12 protein-coding genes are annotated in these 16,331 nt (G+C 71.0%); 6 read left to right on the top strand and 6 right to left on the bottom strand.

Annotation, left to right across the window (positions count from 1 at the left end):
- The 3 genes from ACTWQJ_RS09090 to fxsT form a co-directional block, all read left to right on the top strand.
- On the top strand, nucleotides 1-295 hold a 295-nt coding region (locus ACTWQJ_RS09090), incomplete at its 5' end, for a VMAP-C domain-containing protein (RefSeq protein WP_443306109.1).
- Nucleotides 296-368: 73 nt separating this feature from the next.
- On the top strand, nucleotides 369-1,337 hold the full coding sequence (locus tag ACTWQJ_RS09085; protein WP_443306108.1) for a MoxR family ATPase: 969 nt from the start codon (nucleotides 369-371) through the stop codon (nucleotides 1,335-1,337).
- A complete protein-coding gene (gene fxsT / locus ACTWQJ_RS09080) occupies nucleotides 1,334-5,269 on the top strand; it encodes an FxSxx-COOH system tetratricopeptide repeat protein (RefSeq protein WP_443306107.1) in 3,936 nt (1,311 codons plus the stop codon). Before ACTWQJ_RS09085 ends, fxsT begins: the two co-directional genes overlap by 4 nt.
- A gap of 74 nt (nucleotides 5,270-5,343) precedes the next feature.
- On the opposite strand, the gene ACTWQJ_RS09075 is transcribed toward fxsT, so the two are convergent.
- Nucleotides 5,344-7,137, bottom strand: a complete 1,794-nt coding sequence (locus tag ACTWQJ_RS09075; RefSeq protein WP_443306106.1) for an HEXXH motif domain-containing protein — start codon at nucleotides 7,135-7,137, stop codon at nucleotides 5,344-5,346.
- Between the two features lie 389 nt (nucleotides 7,138-7,526).
- Nucleotides 7,527-9,047, bottom strand: coding sequence for an MFS transporter (locus ACTWQJ_RS09070; protein WP_443306105.1), 1,521 nt, complete (start codon nucleotides 9,045-9,047; stop codon nucleotides 7,527-7,529).
- 63 nt (nucleotides 9,048-9,110) lie between these two features.
- Between ACTWQJ_RS09070 and ACTWQJ_RS09065 the strand changes: the two genes are divergently transcribed.
- The gene (locus ACTWQJ_RS09065; RefSeq protein WP_443306104.1) at nucleotides 9,111-10,091 is read left to right on the top strand and encodes a helix-turn-helix transcriptional regulator; all 981 of its coding nucleotides are present in this window, start codon (nucleotides 9,111-9,113) and stop codon (nucleotides 10,089-10,091) included.
- 237 nt (nucleotides 10,092-10,328) lie between these two features.
- Here ACTWQJ_RS09065 and ACTWQJ_RS09060 read toward each other — a convergent pair whose 3' ends face one another.
- Together ACTWQJ_RS09060 and ACTWQJ_RS09055 are read right to left on the bottom strand one after the other, a co-directional pair.
- A complete protein-coding gene (locus tag ACTWQJ_RS09060) occupies nucleotides 10,329-10,943 on the bottom strand; it encodes a TetR/AcrR family transcriptional regulator (RefSeq protein ID WP_443306110.1) in 615 nt (204 codons plus the stop codon).
- A gap of 490 nt (nucleotides 10,944-11,433) precedes the next feature.
- On the bottom strand, nucleotides 11,434-12,432 hold the full coding sequence (locus ACTWQJ_RS09055) for a sigma-70 family RNA polymerase sigma factor (protein WP_443306103.1): 999 nt from the start codon (nucleotides 12,430-12,432) through the stop codon (nucleotides 11,434-11,436).
- 188 nt (nucleotides 12,433-12,620) lie between these two features.
- On the opposite strand from ACTWQJ_RS09055, the gene ACTWQJ_RS09050 reads away from it, so the two are divergent.
- Complete coding sequence (locus ACTWQJ_RS09050) at nucleotides 12,621-13,139, top strand: GNAT family N-acetyltransferase (RefSeq protein ID WP_443306102.1); 519 nt, start codon at nucleotides 12,621-12,623, stop codon at nucleotides 13,137-13,139.
- A 61-nt stretch (nucleotides 13,140-13,200) separates the two neighbouring features.
- On the opposite strand, the gene ACTWQJ_RS09045 is transcribed toward ACTWQJ_RS09050, so the two are convergent.
- The gene (locus tag ACTWQJ_RS09045; protein ID WP_443306101.1) at nucleotides 13,201-13,995 is read right to left on the bottom strand and encodes a dioxygenase family protein; all 795 of its coding nucleotides are present in this window, start codon (nucleotides 13,993-13,995) and stop codon (nucleotides 13,201-13,203) included.
- A 103-nt stretch (nucleotides 13,996-14,098) separates the two neighbouring features.
- Here ACTWQJ_RS09045 and ACTWQJ_RS09040 point away from each other — a divergent pair, with 103 nt between their 5' ends.
- The gene (locus ACTWQJ_RS09040; RefSeq protein WP_443306100.1) at nucleotides 14,099-14,608 is read left to right on the top strand and encodes a MarR family winged helix-turn-helix transcriptional regulator; all 510 of its coding nucleotides are present in this window, start codon (nucleotides 14,099-14,101) and stop codon (nucleotides 14,606-14,608) included.
- A gap of 91 nt (nucleotides 14,609-14,699) precedes the next feature.
- Here the strand turns inward: ACTWQJ_RS09040 and ACTWQJ_RS09035 are convergent, their stop codons facing one another.
- Nucleotides 14,700-16,247, bottom strand: coding sequence for an MFS transporter (locus tag ACTWQJ_RS09035; RefSeq protein ID WP_443306099.1), 1,548 nt, complete (start codon nucleotides 16,245-16,247; stop codon nucleotides 14,700-14,702).
- Nucleotides 16,248-16,331: the final 84 nt, after the last annotated feature.

Genomic DNA, 16,331 nt, shown 5'->3' with positions numbered 1-16,331 from the left:
CGAGCCGCCGCTGCCCGGCCGCGAACACGGGCGCCGCGAGTTGCAGGCGGCGCTGCGCAGCGGGCTGCCCGTGGTGATCTGGCACCGTGCGGGCCGCTCCACGAAGCAGTTCCGGGACGTTCTCGACGGGCTTCTCGCCGACGGTCTGCCGCGGTTCCCGGCCAGGATGGCCGCCTATCGCCGCCGGGCGGCCATCGACTCCGCCGACGACAGGAGCGCGGCACACATCGGCCGTCATCTCACGGTCCTGTGGGACGACCCCGACCGCAAACCCGTCCTTCCCGAGCCGCCGTGACCACCTGTCGGCGGGTCCGGCCGTGTCCGGTCCGCCCATCGCACCCGAGCCGTCATCCGGAGGGACGCCGTTGATGCCGTCGAACAGCGAGTCATGGGGACCGTACCGAGGCACGGGGCTGCCCGGGGCAACCGAGAAGGAGTGGCCCGACGCACCGGCCTGGCGCAATTTCGGAGGCGGCCCCGACCTTCCCCCGCCGCCCGTCGACGACCCGTATGCCCCCGTGGTGCTGGGTGCCGTACGACAGCCCCTGCCGGCCCACCCGGACGAGGTGGCCCGCGTGAACGCGGCGCTGCACCTGCGTCGCCCCCTGCTCCTCATGGGCGAGCCCGGCACCGGCAAGTCGTCCCTCGCGTACCGCATCAGCCGGGAACTCGGCCTGGGCCGCGTCCTGCACTGGCGGATCACGTCCCTGAGCACACTTCGCGAGGGGTTGTACCGGGACGGGCACGAGGGCGGGTACGGGCATGGGATCCGGCTCGGGCCTCTGGGGACCGCGTTCCTGCCGTACCGCAGCCCGCGCGTGCTGCTGATCGACCGGCTGGACCGGGCCGAGATCGCGCTGCCCGAGGACCTGTGCACGGTGCTGGGAGGCGGGGGGTTCGTCCTGCCCTGCGCCGTCCCCGCCGACCTGCGGGTGTCGACGGACGACGATCCGTCGGCGGCGGTGCAGCTGCCGGACGGGGCCGTGCGCTGCCATGCCTTCCCCGTCGTCGTGATCACCACCACCGGCGAGCGGGACCTGCCGCTGGATCTCGTACGCCGCTGTGTGACCCTGCGGACGCACCGGCCCGGCCCGGAGCTGCTGCGTGCCCTCGCCGCGAACCGCTTCCCGCCGGAGCCGGGAGGTCCCCGCCCGGCCGAGGACGTGGTGGACGCCTTCGTCGAACGGGCCTGCGCTGCCGAGGGGCCTGTCGTGGAACGGTTCCTGGACGCCCTCCGGCTCGCCGCCGACGGCGTCCTGCAGGCCATGACCGAGGACGGCGACTGGCAGGAGGCCGTCGAGACCCTGTGGCGGTGGACCACGCCGGAGGAGCCATGAACCGACCCCGCCGGCCGCCGCTCCCAGTCGAACCCGGCGCCACTTTCGGACCGCGGCCGCCCGGGCGGACCCCGGAATCCGAGCGGGCGCGGCTCTCTCCCACGGGCCCGTTTCCCGCCGCCCTCCCACCAGGGCTTCCGGACGCGCTGCGGCGCATCGGCACCGCCCTCGGACGCAGCCCTATCAGGGACGTGGCGCTGGTGGTCGACTCGGGTCCGACGATGGGCCTGTGGCAGCAAACGGCGCACGACTTCGCCAGGGAACTGCACCGGGACGGTTCCTTCGGGCGGATCACCACACACCGGCTGCCGTTCGCCCACAGCGCCGATCCGGCGACGCTGCCGCGTCATGGTGCCGGCGCCCGGCTGACGCTGCTCCTCACCGACGGCGCGGGCCCGCGCTGGCGCACCCGTGAGGTGGAACCGCTGCTGCGCCGCTGGGGACAGTCCGGACCGACCGCGCTGATCCACCTGCTGCCCCACTCGGTGTGGCACGCGACGGGGCTGCGCGGCTGGCAGGTGCTGCTGCGCTCACCCGCCCCGGGCGCAGCCGGCCACCGGATGCGCTGGCGGCCCCGCGGACTGGGCCCCGACGTCCAGGAAGGCACGCCGTCCGGCCACCGTCCTGACCTGGCGGTTCCGGTGCTCGAACTCACCCCCCGCTGGCTGGAGGCCTGGTCCAGGCTGCTGGGCGGGGCACCGGCATGGCTGCCGATGACGGTGATGTTCCCCCGCGCGCGCGTACCCGCCGGCTCCGCAGAGGCCGAGGAGGAGCCCGTTCCCACACCGGCGGCCAGGGTCGCGCGTTTCCGCTCGTCCGTGCCCGGCAACGTGTTCACGCTCGCCACCATGCTCGCCGCCGTCCCCCTCACCGCCGAGCTGATCAACGAGGTGCAGCGCACACTGGTGCCCGGCAGCTCCGTCGCCGACTTCGCACACCTGCTGGTGTACGGCCTGGTCGTTCCCACGGCCTGCGGGGACACGGCATTCGCCTTCTTGCCCGGTGTCCGTGAGGAGTTGCTGGCCACCGGGCGGCGCGCCGACGTCCTGCGGGTCGTCGAGCTGATGGGGGATCGCCGGGGATCCAGCGGGGAACACTTGTGGCGACTGCCCCGGCTGCTGGACGGTGCCGCCGTGCACCGACTTCCGCCGGTCGACGAGGAGTCCGGGCCGTGGCTCGTGGCGGAGAGCGCGGTGCTCCACGCCTTGTCCGGACCGTTCCTGAAGCCGGCGAGGGAGGTCGACGAGGCCCTCGCAGCCGCCACGGCCGGTCGGCAAGGCCCGCAGCACGCACAGCAGAACGGCACCACCACACCCACAGCATTCGGTCATGCCGTCGCCCGGCAGTCGGGGGACGCCGACCGACCGACCGATCACGGGGAGAGGAGGCCGGTGATGCCGCAGCAGGCCCCGGCGAGCACGGTGGGCAACGGACGCACCAGGAGCACCCCCACGGTCTGGGGAAACATCCCGCCCAGAAATCCGAACTTCACCGGCCGCGAGGCACTCCTCGAGGAGCTGCACCAGCGGCTGCTGCGGGAGAAGGCGACCGCTGTGCTGCCCCACACGCTGCACGGAATGGGCGGCGTCGGCAAGAGCCTGCTGGCGGTCGAATACCTCTACCGCCGTATGACCGACTACGACCTGGTCTGGTGGATCTCTGCCGAACGCACGGCGCAGATCTCCCTGTCGTTGGTGGAACTGGCCCCGCGGCTGGGCGTGCCGACCGGTTCCGACGCTTCGTCGACCGTGGCCGCGGTGCTGGAGGCCCTACGCGTCGGCGTGCCCTACGCCAACTGGATCCTGGTCTTCGACAACGCGGAAAGCCCGGAAGCCGTGGGGCAGTTCTTCCCACCGGGCGGGCCCGGGAACATCCTCGTCACCTCACGCAATCCCCAATGGGCCTCCCTCGCCCGGCCGTTGGAGGTCGACGTCTTCATGCGGGAGGAGAGCAAGGAACTGCTGCGCGTACGTGGTCCCGAGATCAGTGACGAGGACGCCGACCGGCTCGCACAGGCCCTTGGTGACCTGCCGCTGGCCATCGAGCAGGCCGCCGCCTGGCACGCCGAGACCGGCATGCCCGTGGACGAGTACCTGCGCCTGCTCGACGAGAAGCGCGTGGACCTGCTGCGGGGCACGGCGCCGCTCGACAACCAGCATCCCGTCATAGCCGCCTGGAACATCTCGCTGGACCAGCTGGAGGTCAAGAACCCGGCCGCGTACCAGCTGCTCCAGGTGTGCTCCTTCTTTGCTCCCGAGCCGATCGACCGGAACATGTTCATGCGGATGCCGCCCAGCCCGCTCACCCCCGAGCTGGACGCCGCCCTGGAGGATCCGATCCGCCTCGGCCAGGCCATACGCGACATCGGCCGCTACTCGCTGGCCCGCTTCAACCACCGCACCAATTCCCTGCAGATGCACCGGCTGGTGCAGGCGGCCCTGCAGTTCCGGATGACCGAGGAGGACCGGGCCACCATGCGCCACGGCGCCCACATGCTGCTGGTGGCGAGCGATCCCAACGACCCCACCAACGCGCTTCGCTGGGACCGTTACGGCACCCTGTATCCCCACGTGGTCGTCTCCGAGGCGATGCGGTCCGACGAGACCTGGGTTCGTCGGCTGGTCGTGAACGAGGTCGGGTACCTGCTGCGCTGGGGCGACTACGAGTCCTGCCTGGAACTGGCCCGCTCCGCCCACGGCGAATGGTCCGGCCGACTGGGCGAAGAGCACCCGCAAACGCTGGAGATCGCCCGATTGCTGGGATTCCTCCAGTTCAGCATGGGCCGCTACAAGGAGGCCGCCGAACTCAACGCGGCGACCCTGGAGGCGTATCTCAGGTCGATGGGCCCCCACCATCAGGACACGTTCGCCGCGATCCAGCACGTCGCCATAGACCGCCGGGTACGCGGCGCGTTCTCAGAGGCACTCGAACTCGCCGAATCCGTGCACCAGCAGTATGTGGAACTCATCGGTCCGGACGACCCGGAGACGCTCCGCGCCGCGCACAACCTCGGGGTGAGCCTACGGCTGGTGGGAAAGTTCGACCGTGCCCTGGAACTGGACGAGCAGACGTGGCGCAGCCGCACGGAGGTCTTCGGCCAGGACCACATCCACTCGCTGCGCACCTGGCTGAGCCTGATCGTCGATCTTCGTGAACTCGGCGACTATCCCACGGCGTTGATGTACCACCACGAGATCACCGAGCAGGCCACCACGCTGCTCGGCAGCAGCAATCCGTTCACCCTGCACTGTGTCCGCCTGCTGGCCGTCGCACTGCGCAAGGCCGGCGAGCATGAGGAGGCTGCGGCGACGGCCGAACAGATCCACGCCGAACTCCTGCGCCGGTACGGCGACCGCAACCCCGAGTCCATGGCCGCCACCCTGGAACTGACCATCCACCTGCGGCACCGGGGAAACCTGGAGGAGGCGCTGCGGCTGGGTACGGAAATCTGCCATCGGTACGAGGAGACGTACGGCAAGCACCACCCCCACGCACTGTCGGCGGCCGTGAACCTGGCCATCACCTATCGCCTGCTGGGCAACGCGGTGGCCGCGCAGTACATCGACGCCGTGGCCCTGGAACAGCTCACCGAGCAGCTGGGCCCGACGCACCCGTCCACGCTGGTGTGCCGCACGAATCTCGCCAGCGACCACTACGCCCTCGGTGACGCCGCCGGCGCGCTGGACCTCGACACCGAGACGCTGCGCCGGTCCCGGGAGGTCTTCGACGACGACCACCCCTCGACCCTGGCCTGTGCCGCGAACCTCGCGATGGACCTGCGTGCGGTGAACCGCGTCGAGGAGGCGGAGGCGTTGCGCAACGACACCCGCGAGCGTCTGAGTCGCAAGCTGGGCGGCGGTCATCCTGCGGTCGCCCAGGTCGCCGACTGGGGCCACCGCGCTGACTGCGACATCGACCCGATGCCCCTCTGACGGCCCCGGGCCGCGCCGGCCGCCCGGGCACGGCGCCCGGTGCGCCGCCCGCCCCGGCGCAGCCGCGCGTGCCGCTACCCCGCGAGCCAGTGGGCCAACGCCACCGGATCCGGCGGGGAGGGCAACGAGCGGCCAACGGCCAGGGCGAGTTCGGGACGCTCGGTGAGGGCTGTCCCCGCGCCCCGCTCGCCGCACTCGGCCAGGGCCAGGCCGAGCCCTGCCCAGGCTGCCGGTCTGGCGCCGGGTGAGGTGAGCTCGTCGGCGTACAGCTTGACCGCGGTCGCGGCGTCGCCGTCCACCAGGGCCAGATCGGCCAGAACCACACCGGGAACCACACTCCCCGGGTCCGTCATCGCGTGCAGGGCGTCGAACTCGCCGGGCGCGACGAGTCTGAGCCGCGCCAGCAGCGCCAGCGTGTCCAGCCGGCAGGCGTGCGGGTCCGCGTGCAGCGTGGGGTCGGGGCGGGATGCCGCGTCCGCGGGCCGCCCTGCACGCCAGGCATCCGCCAACTCCCGGGCGTGCGCCGACGGTACACGGAGATGGTGTGCGCGCCAGGTCGCACGGTGGTGAACGGCCGAGAGGTGCGCGAGACGCTGTTCCCACGCGCCCACCGGCTCGGCGTGCCAACCCGCGGTCTGCTCGTCCAGGCTGCCGATCAGCGCTTGTCCCAGCGGAGTGAGGGCAGAATGGTCGCGCAGCGTCTCGAACACGGTACGTAGGGCGTTGCGCCACAGCGCGAACTCGAAGCCCGCAAGTCCCTCCACACCGCGTGCGCGCCAGTAGTGCGCGACCCCCGAAAAGGCGTACGCCCCGTGAGCGAGCCCGCCGAACGGGCGCGGATCATCCCGCCAGGGGGCGTAGAAGGCCTCGTCACACTCCTCGAACAGCGGCGACAGGAAGAGGAGTCCGTTGAGCAGGGTGTGCCGGAACTCGTGCAGGACGGCCACCCCGAGCTGCACCGGGAGAACGCCGTCGTCTTCGTCCGGCTCGGACAGCAGCAGGCACCCGAAGGCGTCGCTCGACGAGGCCGCCCGCGCGCGCAGCCGCTCCCCTCGCGGCAACGGTACGAGGGACAGCAACCCCGTGGTCAGAGCCCGGGCGCTGTCGGTGTGGTCGTCCACCAGCACACGCCACATGCGCTCGAACCAATGCTGCCAGGAAGCGAACTGGACTTCGGAAAGCCTCCTGGGCGCCCCCAACTCCGGCACCGGCACGTACGGCCCGAGGTCGTCGAGTGCGATGGTCAGGTGCACTCCCGCGTGCTCGGCACGCAGCCGCCGCTGTCCCTCCCAGCCGGGTGCGTCGCTCTCCGTCTCCTCCGGCAGGGTCACGGTCACGCCGCCCGCCGCGACCCGGACCACACCGTCGCGACCCCACACCTCGGCGGTGCCCCAGGGATCGCCGCCGACGGTCGCCCGACCCAGCCCTGGCAGGAACACCCGGCCGTCACGCAGCGGAACGCGGGTGCGGAAGTCGATGTCGGCGGCGGCGAACACGGCTGCCGCCCATTGCCTGAGGTACCCCAGCTCCACGCGCAGGGGTACCTCACCCGCGGTCGTCTCCGGGCCCTGGCGCGACAGTCTGCGCAGCAGGTTCGCTGCCCACACACCCGTCTGCGGATCGAGGAGCACCCTGCGGAAGGCTGCCGGAGCCGACCGCTCGGCGGATTCGAGCAGACGCCAGGCCCGGCGCACCTCATCGGCGTCACCCGGTCGCGCATCGGCTCCACTGACCGCGTCCAGAATCGCGCGGAGCAACAGCAACCGCCGGCTCGACTCCGCCTCGAGCAGAAAGGCGACGGCTTCGTTCTCTTCGATGACGGAGGTCAGCGACTGCAGGACGGCGTCGGTGAGGTGGTGAAGGCGCATCGGCGCGACATTTCCTCGTTCATCGAATCATGACGTGGCGGGGCACGCTGCGGCAGGTCGCGACAGGGGCCCTAACCGCCGTCGCTGCCCGCGATCGTGGACAGGGGACGGCTGACCTGATTCTGGAGACGCTCGATCGACGGCCGGAGAACGGTGTCATCAAGGGCCGCGACCTCCTCGAGCGACAGACCCGACAAGGACGGGAGCCAGGATTGCGGCTCCCCGGACCCCGCCGTTTCACGCGGGGTTACGTGTTCCCTCGATGACATGGCGTCACGCTATAGAGGGCGTCACCGTATATCAAGGTGCACTTCCGGGGCGCAAGGCAGGTACCCCTGCATGGCCGTGCCCGTCCTCTGGCGCTGGAGGACGGGCACGGCACCAAGGCTTCAGCCCACGAGCACCGGCTCACTGTCGGAGGCAAGGGAGTCCTCCCCCGCGCCCTCCACATGCTGCGCCGGACGCCTCGGCAGGGCGAACATCAGCAGGAAGATCACCACCATCACCACGGCGACCCACCCGACCGCATGCTGGAAGCCGTCGACGAACGCCGGACCCGGCTGCGCCGAGGCAGGCTGGTCGTCGACGACACCGAAGAACACCACCGAGACCAGCCCGAGCCCGAGGGCGTTGCCCATCTGCTGCACGGTGCTGATGAGCCCGGACGCCGAACCGGCGTGCTCGCGCGGCACCTCCGACAGGATCGCGTCCGTGAGCGGAGCGACGATCAGGCCCATGCCCGCACCCATGACGATCAGCGGCAGCGCCATCTGCCAGGAGGCGATGGCGAGGCCGTACCGCTCGGACTCCCAGACGTAGAGGGCCAGTCCGGCCGCCATCACCAGCGCGCCCGCCTGCAGCACCCCGCGCCCGAAGCGCGGCACCAGCTTCTGCACCGACATGCCGGCCGCCACCGACACCGCGATCGAGAACGGCACCCCGGTCAGCCCCGCCCGCAGCGGACTCCAGCCCAGGCCGATCTGCATGTACAGCGTCCACACCAGGAAGAAGATGCCGAGCCCGACCCCGAAGACGGTCTGCACGGCGATGCCGGCGGCGAAGCTCTTGACCCTGAACAGGGACAGTTCGATCAGCGGGGAGCCGTCCCGCGCCCCCTTGCGCCGCTCGTACGCCACCAGCACCGCGAGCACCACCAGCGCGCCGCCCATCGAGACGTATCCCCACAGCGGCCAGCCCAGCTCGCGGCCACGGGTGAGCGGATAGAGCAGCATCAGCAGACCCAGCGTGACCAGGGCGACGCCGACGAGGTCCAGTTTCAGGGCGTACGGGGCCCTGGACTCGGTGATGAAACGGCGGCCCAGGATCAGGCCGGCCACACCCACCGGAAGGTTGATCAGGAAGATCGGGCGCCATTCGAGCCCGAACAGGTTCCACTCGGTCAGCAGGGCGCCGAGCAGCGGACCGGAGACCGCGCCGAGCCCGACGACCGCGCCGAACAGCCCGAAGACCTTGCCGCGTTCGTGCGCCGGGAAGGTGGCGTGCACGATCGCCAGGACCTGCGGCACCATCAGCGCGGCCATCGCGCCCTGCAGGATGCGGGAGGCGACCAGCATCTCCGGGTTCGCGGCGAGGCCGCACAGCGCGGAGGCGAGGGTGAAGCCGCCGATGCCGACGAGGAAGACGCGTTTGCGGCCGTGGATGTCGCCCAGTCGGCCGCCGGTGATCAGACCGGCCGCGAAGGCGAGCGCGTAACCGGCGGTGATCCACTGGATCTGGCTGAAGGAGGCGCCTTCGTTCCGCTGGATCGACGGGATCGCAATGTTCACGATCGTGACGTCGACGAGGTCCATGAAGGCCGCGGTCATCACGATCGCCAGGGCGAACCAGCGGCGGCGGTCGGCCGCTCCGGCCCCGGCCGATGAGGTCAAAGAGGTCTCGGTGAAGGTCATGTCCCGAAACCTACGGGCGCATTAGGTCAGATCATGTCCTAGTGCTGCGGCATCCTCGAACTCATGACGACGGACACTCCGGCACGCATCCTTCAGCTCCTCTCCCTCCTCCAGACGCCCCGCGAATGGCCCGGCGGCGAGCTCGCCGAGCGGCTCGGGGTGTCGCGGCGCACGGTCCGGCGGGACATCGACCGGCTGCGCGAGCTGGGCTATCCCGTGCAGGCGACCAAAGGGGCCGACGGCGGCTACCGGCTCGTCGCGGGCAAGGCGATGCCGCCGCTCGTGCTCGACGACGAGGAGGCGGTGGCCATCGCCGTCGGCCTGCGGGCCGGGGCGGGGCACGCGCTGGAGGGCGTGGACGAGGCGTCGGTCAGGGCCCTGGCCAAGCTGGAACAGGTGCTGCCGGGTCGGCTACGGCACCGGGTGGCCACGCTGCAGGCCGCGACCACGCCGCTGACCAGCGGGGACGGGCCGAGTATCGCGCCCGAGACGCTGACCGCGATGGCGTCCACGGTGGCCGGGCGGGAGCGGCTGCGGTTCGCGTATCGCGCGAAGGACGGCAGCGAGTCGCGGCGGCTGACGGAGCCGTACCGGCTGGTGTCGACGGGGCGGCGGTGGTACCTCGTGGCGTACGACCTCGATCGGGCGGGCTGGCGGACGTTCCGGGTCGACCGGGTGAGCGAGCCGTTCGCCACGGGGGTGCGGTTCGCTCCGCGGGAGTTGCCGACGGGGAGTGCGGCGGAGTATCTGCGGCGGTCGATCGGGCGGCGGCAGGAGACGTACGAGTTCGCCGTCACGTTCGAGGCGTCGGCGGAGGTGGTGGCGGCTCGGCTGCCGCGGTGGCTGGGGGTGCCGGAGGCGGTGGGGGTGGGGCAGTGCCGGTTGGCGGGCGCCAGCGGGGATCCGGTGGAGTGGTTGGCGGTGCGGTTGGCGATGGTGGAGGAGGAGTTCGCTGTGGAGGGGCCGGGGGAACTTGTGGAATGTGTACGGGAGTTGGGTGGGCGGTTGAGTCGGGCCGGTGGGGTTGGGGTGGACGCCGGGTGAGGCTGGCGCGGGTTCGCGGGCGCGGGTGATGCTGGCGGGGGTGGGTGGCGCAGCCCGGCGCCGGCGGGGTGCCCGCGGACTGACGGCGGTTCGGCAGCGCCCCCAAAGGGGCGCGGGGCTGTATCGGCATGCGGCTCCTCCCCCACTCTCGGCTGCGCTCGATCGGGGGGACCCCCACCGTGGGCGCGACCAGCCACGACGCACCCGCGAGCGGCGTACCGGACCTTCAGCGGAGCGCTACTCCCACCGGAACCCCCGCAGTGCCCCAAGGTTTCGCAGGGCCAGTTCCGCTGGGCCGTTCGGGCCCGACGCCGGGGTTGAGCCCGATGCCCAGGATTCGACGGCCACGCGGACCGATGCGCTCGCGACCGCTGCGGTGAAGCGGAGTTCCGGGGTCGCGGTGATTCGGTCGGCAACGTTGTCCTGACGCTCTGTGCCCGAAGACGTCCCAGCCCGCGCCCTCTCCGCCAGGACCTCCGCCAGCATGTCCTCCGACGCCCGGCACACCTCTGCCCACACCTTTCCGATGGCCGGGCTCGTGTTGGCCAGGTGGATGAGGGTGCGGACCCATTCCCAGGAGGCGGCCGAGACGCCCAGGCCCGGGGTCAGGGTGTGGCGTATCGCGTGTTCCAGGGCCTCGGGTATGGAGAGGCCGGCGGGGGCCTCGCGGACGGCCTCTGCCCAGCGTTGGGCGCCGGCCGTGTAGAGCGGGGCGACGGCCTCCTCCTTGGTGGCGAAGTAGCGGTAGAAGGTGCGCGGGGCGATGCCCGCGGCCTGGGCGATGTCCTCGGCGCGGGTGGCGCGCAGGCCGCGTCGTACGAAGAGTCCGGCCGCCGCCCGGGCGATCTCCATCCGCGTTGCCGCCTTACGCCGCTCCGTCAGCGAGGACGAAGCGGAGGACCGGGAGGTATGGGACGAAGAACGGCGCGGGTTCTGCGCGGAGGTGGTGCTGCTCACGTCGGCAGGGTATGCCTGTGTGACACAATCTGCCATCCGGCGGGCCACCCCGGTGTTCAGGTACGGGGTGCCCCGCCGCCCAGTCGTGCCCGCGCCCGGAAGAGCAACAGCCGGGCCCCGACGCCCGGGGGAAGGCGCCGAAGCCCGGCTGGGGAAGGTCCCGGCGCCGGGGGGAGTGCGTCGGGACGTGGCTCTGGTTGCGGATGCGGCCCGGCTGCGACCGGGGCTGGGCCCCCGAACTCCCGTGCTCGGAGGTCTTGTTCCCTGGCCTGCGCCGCTTGAAGCGGCGTTACATCGCCATGTTTGCGCGGCCTTTCGCCACCCCGCGTACGCGCCCGCACGGGTCGTACGCCCGTCGTATGGCGACCGCCGGTCCGACGAGCGGTCACGCCGCCGCGTCGAACCCGGTGGACCGCGCCAGCTTCTTCAGCTCCAGCAGCGCGTGCTTCTCGATCTGGCGGATGCGCTCGCGGGTCAGGCCGTGCTCCTTGCCGACCTCGGTCAGCGTGCGCTCCCGGCCGTCCTCGATGCCGTACCGCATCTTGATGATCGAGGCCGTGCGCTGGTCGAGGCGGCCGATCAGGTCGTCCAGCTCCTCGCTGCGCAGCAGCGTCAGCACCGACTGCTCCGGCGACACCGCGGAGGTGTCCTCGAGCAGGTCGCCGAACTGGGTCTCGCCCTCGTCGTCCACCGACATGTTCAGGGAGACCGGGTCGCGGGCCCAGTCGAGCACGTCGATGACGCGCTCCGGCGACGAGCCGAGCTCGGCGGCGACCTCGGTGGGCTCCGGGTCCCGGCCGTGCTCACGGTTGAACTCGCGCTGCACGCGCCGGATCCGGCCCAGCTCCTCCACCAGGTGGACGGGCAGGCGGATGGTGCGCGACTGGTCGGCTATGGAGCGGGTGATCGCCTGGCGGATCCACCAGGTGGCGTACGTGGAGAACTTGAAGCCCTTGCGGTAGTCGAACTTCTCGACCGCGCGCACCAGGCCCGCGTTGCCCTCCTGGATCAGGTCGAGCAGCGGCAGACCGCTCCGGGGGTAGCGGCGGGCCACGGCGACGACCAGGCGGAGGTTGGAGCGGATGAAGATGTCCTTGGCCCGCTCGCCCTCGGCGACCAGGGCCTCCAGTTCGGCGCGGGTGGCGTCGGTCTGGGTCTCCTCGAATCCGTCGAGGACCTGTCGCGCGAACACACCCGCTTCGATCGTCTGGGACAGCTCGACCTCCTTTGCGGCGTCGAGCAGCGGTGTACGCGCGATTTCGTCGAGGTACATGCCGACCAGATCGCGGTCCGCGATCTCGCCGCCATGGGCGCGAACACTGCTGGGCGCGTCGACGGTCTCGCCCGCGGCGGACGTACGACGGGCGACGGCACGGGTTGCCATGCGTGCTCCCTTGCGATGGTGAGGTCAGCGGGTGGTCCTGCGGACGCTCAGCACTCTCGGCGCTTTCTAAGGCTCTTCGGGTGCCCTGCATCCGATGGAAACAACGACTGGAATCAGGACAGAATTCCCAACCAACCCTCGATTTTTCTGATCATGCAGTACCCTGTCCCGCCAAGCGGGGAGGCGCGATGCGGTCGGGACGTACAGAGGTGCAGGTCAGGCCAGGAGTCGAGAGTGACCTCGAGGCCCTCACCGACCTCTACAACCACTACGTACGTGAGACGCCCATCACATTCGATACCGCGGTCTTCACTCCGGAAGAGCGCCGCCCTTGGCTGCTCTCCCACCCTGAAGACGGACCGCACCGGTTGATGGTTGCCACGGACGCGGACTCACAGGAAATTCTGGGGTACGCCACATCCAGCCCTTATCGCGCGAAGCCGGCCTACGGCACCTCCGTGGAGGTCACGGTCTACGTCGCCCCGCACGCCGGGCGCCGCGGCATCGGCACGCTGCTCTACAAGGCCCTCTTCGAGGCCCTGGCCGACGAGGACCTGCACCGCGCCTACGCCGGCATCGCACAGCCCAATGACGCGTCCACGCGGCTGCACGAGCGCTTCGGGTTCCGGTACGTCGGGACGTACCGGGAGGTGGGCCGCAAGTTCGGGCGGTACTGGGACGTCGCCTGGTACGAGAAGGACCTCTGAGACGCCCGACGAACACCTGGCGACACCCGGCGAGCACCCGGCGAGCACCCGGCGAAAACCGTCAGCCGAACTGCACCGACCGCTTCGCCATCCCCATCCAGAACCCGTCGATCACCGACTTCTGCGCGTCCAGCTCGCCGGCCACCTCCGCCGCGCCCATGGTCACGAACAGCGGCGCGAAGTGCTCGGTGCGGGGGTGGGCGTAGCGGCCCGCCGGCGCCTTGTGGAGGAAGTCCAGCAGGGCGTCCACGTCACGGGCCTCCAGCGCACGCCGGCCCCAGTCGTCGAACTCGGAGGACCAGCTCGGCACTCCCCCGCCGGCGTGGCGCAGCGCGGCGAGGTTGTGGGTGAAGAAGCCGGAGCCGACGATGAGCACGCCCTCGTCGCGCAGGGGGGCCAGCCGGCGGCCGATGTCCATCAGCTGCACGGGGTCGAGGGTCGGCATGGAGACCTGCAGGACCGGGAGGTCGGCCTCGGGGAACATCTCCACCAGCGGGACGTACGCCCCGTGGTCGAGCCCCCGGTCGGGGGTGTCCTGCACCGGCATGCCGGGGGCGCGCAGCAGCTTGCGTACGGACTCGGCGAGTTCGGGGGCGCCGGGGGCCTCGTAGCGCACCTGGTAGTAGTGCTCGGGGAAGCCCCAGAAGTCGTAGACGAGGGGGACCGTCCGGGTGGCGCCGAGGGCGAGGGGGGCCTCCTCCCAGTGGGCGGAGACGACGAGGATCGCCTTGGGGCGGGGCAGGTCGGCGGACCAGGCGGCGAGCTGGCCGGGCCAGACCGGGTCGTCCGCGAGGGGCGGGGCGCCGTGGCTGAGGTAGAGGGCGGGCATGCGCTCCTGGGCGGCTGCGGCGGACATGACGGCGGCTCCCTGACGGATTACTTGAAGTCTCAAGCTGTCGGTCAAGAGACTACGCCGCTTTTGTTCAAAATTCAAGAAGAGGGCTCGTACAGTGGATCCCATGAACACGGCACCCTCATCCGCTGACGCACCCCGCTGGCTCACCGAGGAGGAGCAGCGCATCTGGCGCTCCTACCTGCATGCCACCACCCTCCTCGAGGACCACCTCGACCGCCAGCTCCAGCGCGACGCGGGCATGCCGCACGTCTACTACGGGCTCCTCGTCGGACTCGCCGAGGCCCCGCACCGCCGGCTGCGGATGACCGAACTGGCCATGAAGGCGAAGATCACCCGCTCCCGCCTCTCGCATGCGATCTCCCGCCTGGAGAAGAGCGGCTGGGTGCGCCGCGAGGACTGCCCCTCGGACAAGCGGGGTCAGCTCGCGGTGCTGACGGATGCGGGCATGGAGGTGCTGAAGCGGTCCGCGCCGGGGCATGTGGCCGCCGTACGGCAGGCGCTGTTCGAGCGGCTTACGCCGGAACAGCAGAAGTCCCTCGGCGAGATCATGCAGATCGTCGCCGAGGGACTTCAGCCCGATGACGCGGGAGCGGACCTGCCCTGGCTCCGCTGAGGGAACCGGGGCAGGTCCTGGGATCGTACGGACGAGGCGTCCCCTCCTCGTCCGTACGGATGGCCCGAAGGGGTACGAGCCGGTGTCGGCGTCAGTGCGCGATCACCGGCACCGCCACCTCGTCCTCGGCACCCTCACCGGAACCGGAGCCGGTCACCGCGGCGGTGTCCGGGCGGCCGGCGTTGATGAAGGTCACGGCGATCACCGCGGCGAGGACCAGGATGCCGACGGCGACCCAGATGGCGCTGGTGTAACCCTGCACCATGCCCTCCAGCTGCACGACCTGCTGCTGGGTGGGGGACGTGGCCGAACGGATGTGGTCGGCGATGTACGAGGTCGTCGCCGAGGCGGCGATCGTGTTCAGCAGGGCGGTGCCGATCGCGCCGCCCACCTGCTGCGAGGTGTTGACCATCGCGGAGGCGACACCGGAGTCCCGCGGCTCGACGCCCTGGGTGGCCAGGGACATCGCCGGCATGAAGGCCGTACCCATGCCGAGGCCGAGCAGCAGCATCGCCGGCAGCAGCAGGGCCGCGTACGAGGAGTCGATCTCCAGCTGGGTCAGCAGCAGCATGCCGACGGCCGCGACCAGGAAGCCGGGGCCCATCAGCAGGCGCGGCGCGACCCGGGTCATCAGGCGGGTGCCGATCTGGGTCGAGCCCACGATCATGCCCACGATCATCGGCAGGAAGGCGAAGCCGGTCCTGACCGGCGAGTAGCCCTGCACGATCTGGAGGTAGTAGGTCAGGAAGAGGAACAGGCCGAACATTCCGATGATCGCGAGGCCCAGGGAGAGGTAAACACCTCCGCGGTTGCGCTCGGTGAGCACCCGCAGCGGCAGCAGCGGGGCCTTGACGCGGGCCTCGACGAACACGAACGCGGCGAGCAGCACGGCGGATCCGACGAACATGCCGATCGTCACGGAGTCGCTCCAGCCCTCGGACTCGGCGCGGGTGAAGCCGTAGACGAGCGCGACCAGACCGAGGGTGGACAGGATCACGCCGGGGATGTCGAGCGGGGAACGGTTGCGGCTGCCCTCGGGCTCACGGATGACGAACCAGGCACCGGCCGCGGCGACCACCGCGAACGGGATGTTGACGAAGAACGTCCAGCGCCAGTCCAGGTACTCGGTGAGGAAACCACCGAGGATCAGACCGACGGCGCCGCCACCACCGGCGATCGCACCGTAGATGCCGAAGGCCTTGGCGCGCTCCTTGGCGTCCGTGAACATCACGGCGAGCAGGGACAGCGCGGCGGGCGCGAGGAGGGCGCCGAAGACGCCCTGCAGGGCGCGGGAGCCGAACATCATCGCCTCGTTGGTGGCGGCGCCGCCCAGCGCGGAGGCGGCGGCGAAGCCGGCCAGGCCGAGGACGAAGGTGCGCTTGCGGCCCCACAGGTCGGCTATGCGGCCGCCGAAGAGCAGCAGACCACCGAAGGCGAGGGCGTAGGCCGTGACGACCCACTGCCGGTTGCCGTCGGAGATGCCCAGGTCCTGCTGGGCGGAGGGCAGCGCGATGTTCACGATGGTCGCGTCGAGGACGACCATCAGCTGGGCGAGCGCGATGAAGACGAGCGCTTTCCAGCGGCCCGGATCAGGGGCGGGTGCGGAGGCGTCGGGGACGCTTCGGGCTGTTTCAGACATGGATGTACCCACTTCGGGACTTCGGAACTTCGGGACTTCGGGACGGAAATTCGGAACTCGGAGACTCGGAACTCGGAACTTCGA

The sequence above is a fragment of the Streptomyces sp. KR55 genome, from assembly GCF_052245645.1.
In the GTDB taxonomy this organism is placed as follows: Bacteria; Actinomycetota; Actinomycetes; order Streptomycetales; family Streptomycetaceae; genus Streptomyces; species Streptomyces flavusporus.
Note: the sequence above shows the minus strand (reverse complement) of the source record. Positions and strands in the feature narration are given on the sequence as shown.

Coding starts and splice junctions, on each gene's coding strand:
- ACTWQJ_RS09075 (WP_443306106.1), bottom strand. CDS start 7,137: ATGCGCCTTCACCACCTCACCGACGCCGTCCTGCAGTCGCTGACCTCC.
- ACTWQJ_RS09055 (WP_443306103.1), bottom strand. CDS start 12,432: ATGGCAACCCGTGCCGTCGCCCGTCGTACGTCCGCCGCGGGCGAGACC.
- ACTWQJ_RS09035 (WP_443306099.1), bottom strand. CDS start 16,247: ATGTCTGAAACAGCCCGAAGCGTCCCCGACGCCTCCGCACCCGCCCCT.
- fxsT (WP_443306107.1), top strand. CDS start 1,334: ATGAACCGACCCCGCCGGCCGCCGCTCCCAGTCGAACCCGGCGCCACT.
- ACTWQJ_RS09060 (WP_443306110.1), bottom strand. CDS start 10,943: ATGGAGATCGCCCGGGCGGCGGCCGGACTCTTCGTACGACGCGGCCTG.
- ACTWQJ_RS09065 (WP_443306104.1), top strand. CDS start 9,111: ATGACGACGGACACTCCGGCACGCATCCTTCAGCTCCTCTCCCTCCTC.
- ACTWQJ_RS09050 (WP_443306102.1), top strand. CDS start 12,621: ATGCGGTCGGGACGTACAGAGGTGCAGGTCAGGCCAGGAGTCGAGAGT.
- ACTWQJ_RS09085 (WP_443306108.1), top strand. CDS start 369: ATGCCGTCGAACAGCGAGTCATGGGGACCGTACCGAGGCACGGGGCTG.
- ACTWQJ_RS09070 (WP_443306105.1), bottom strand. CDS start 9,047: ATGACCTTCACCGAGACCTCTTTGACCTCATCGGCCGGGGCCGGAGCG.
- ACTWQJ_RS09040 (WP_443306100.1), top strand. CDS start 14,099: ATGAACACGGCACCCTCATCCGCTGACGCACCCCGCTGGCTCACCGAG.
- ACTWQJ_RS09045 (WP_443306101.1), bottom strand. CDS start 13,995: ATGTCCGCCGCAGCCGCCCAGGAGCGCATGCCCGCCCTCTACCTCAGC.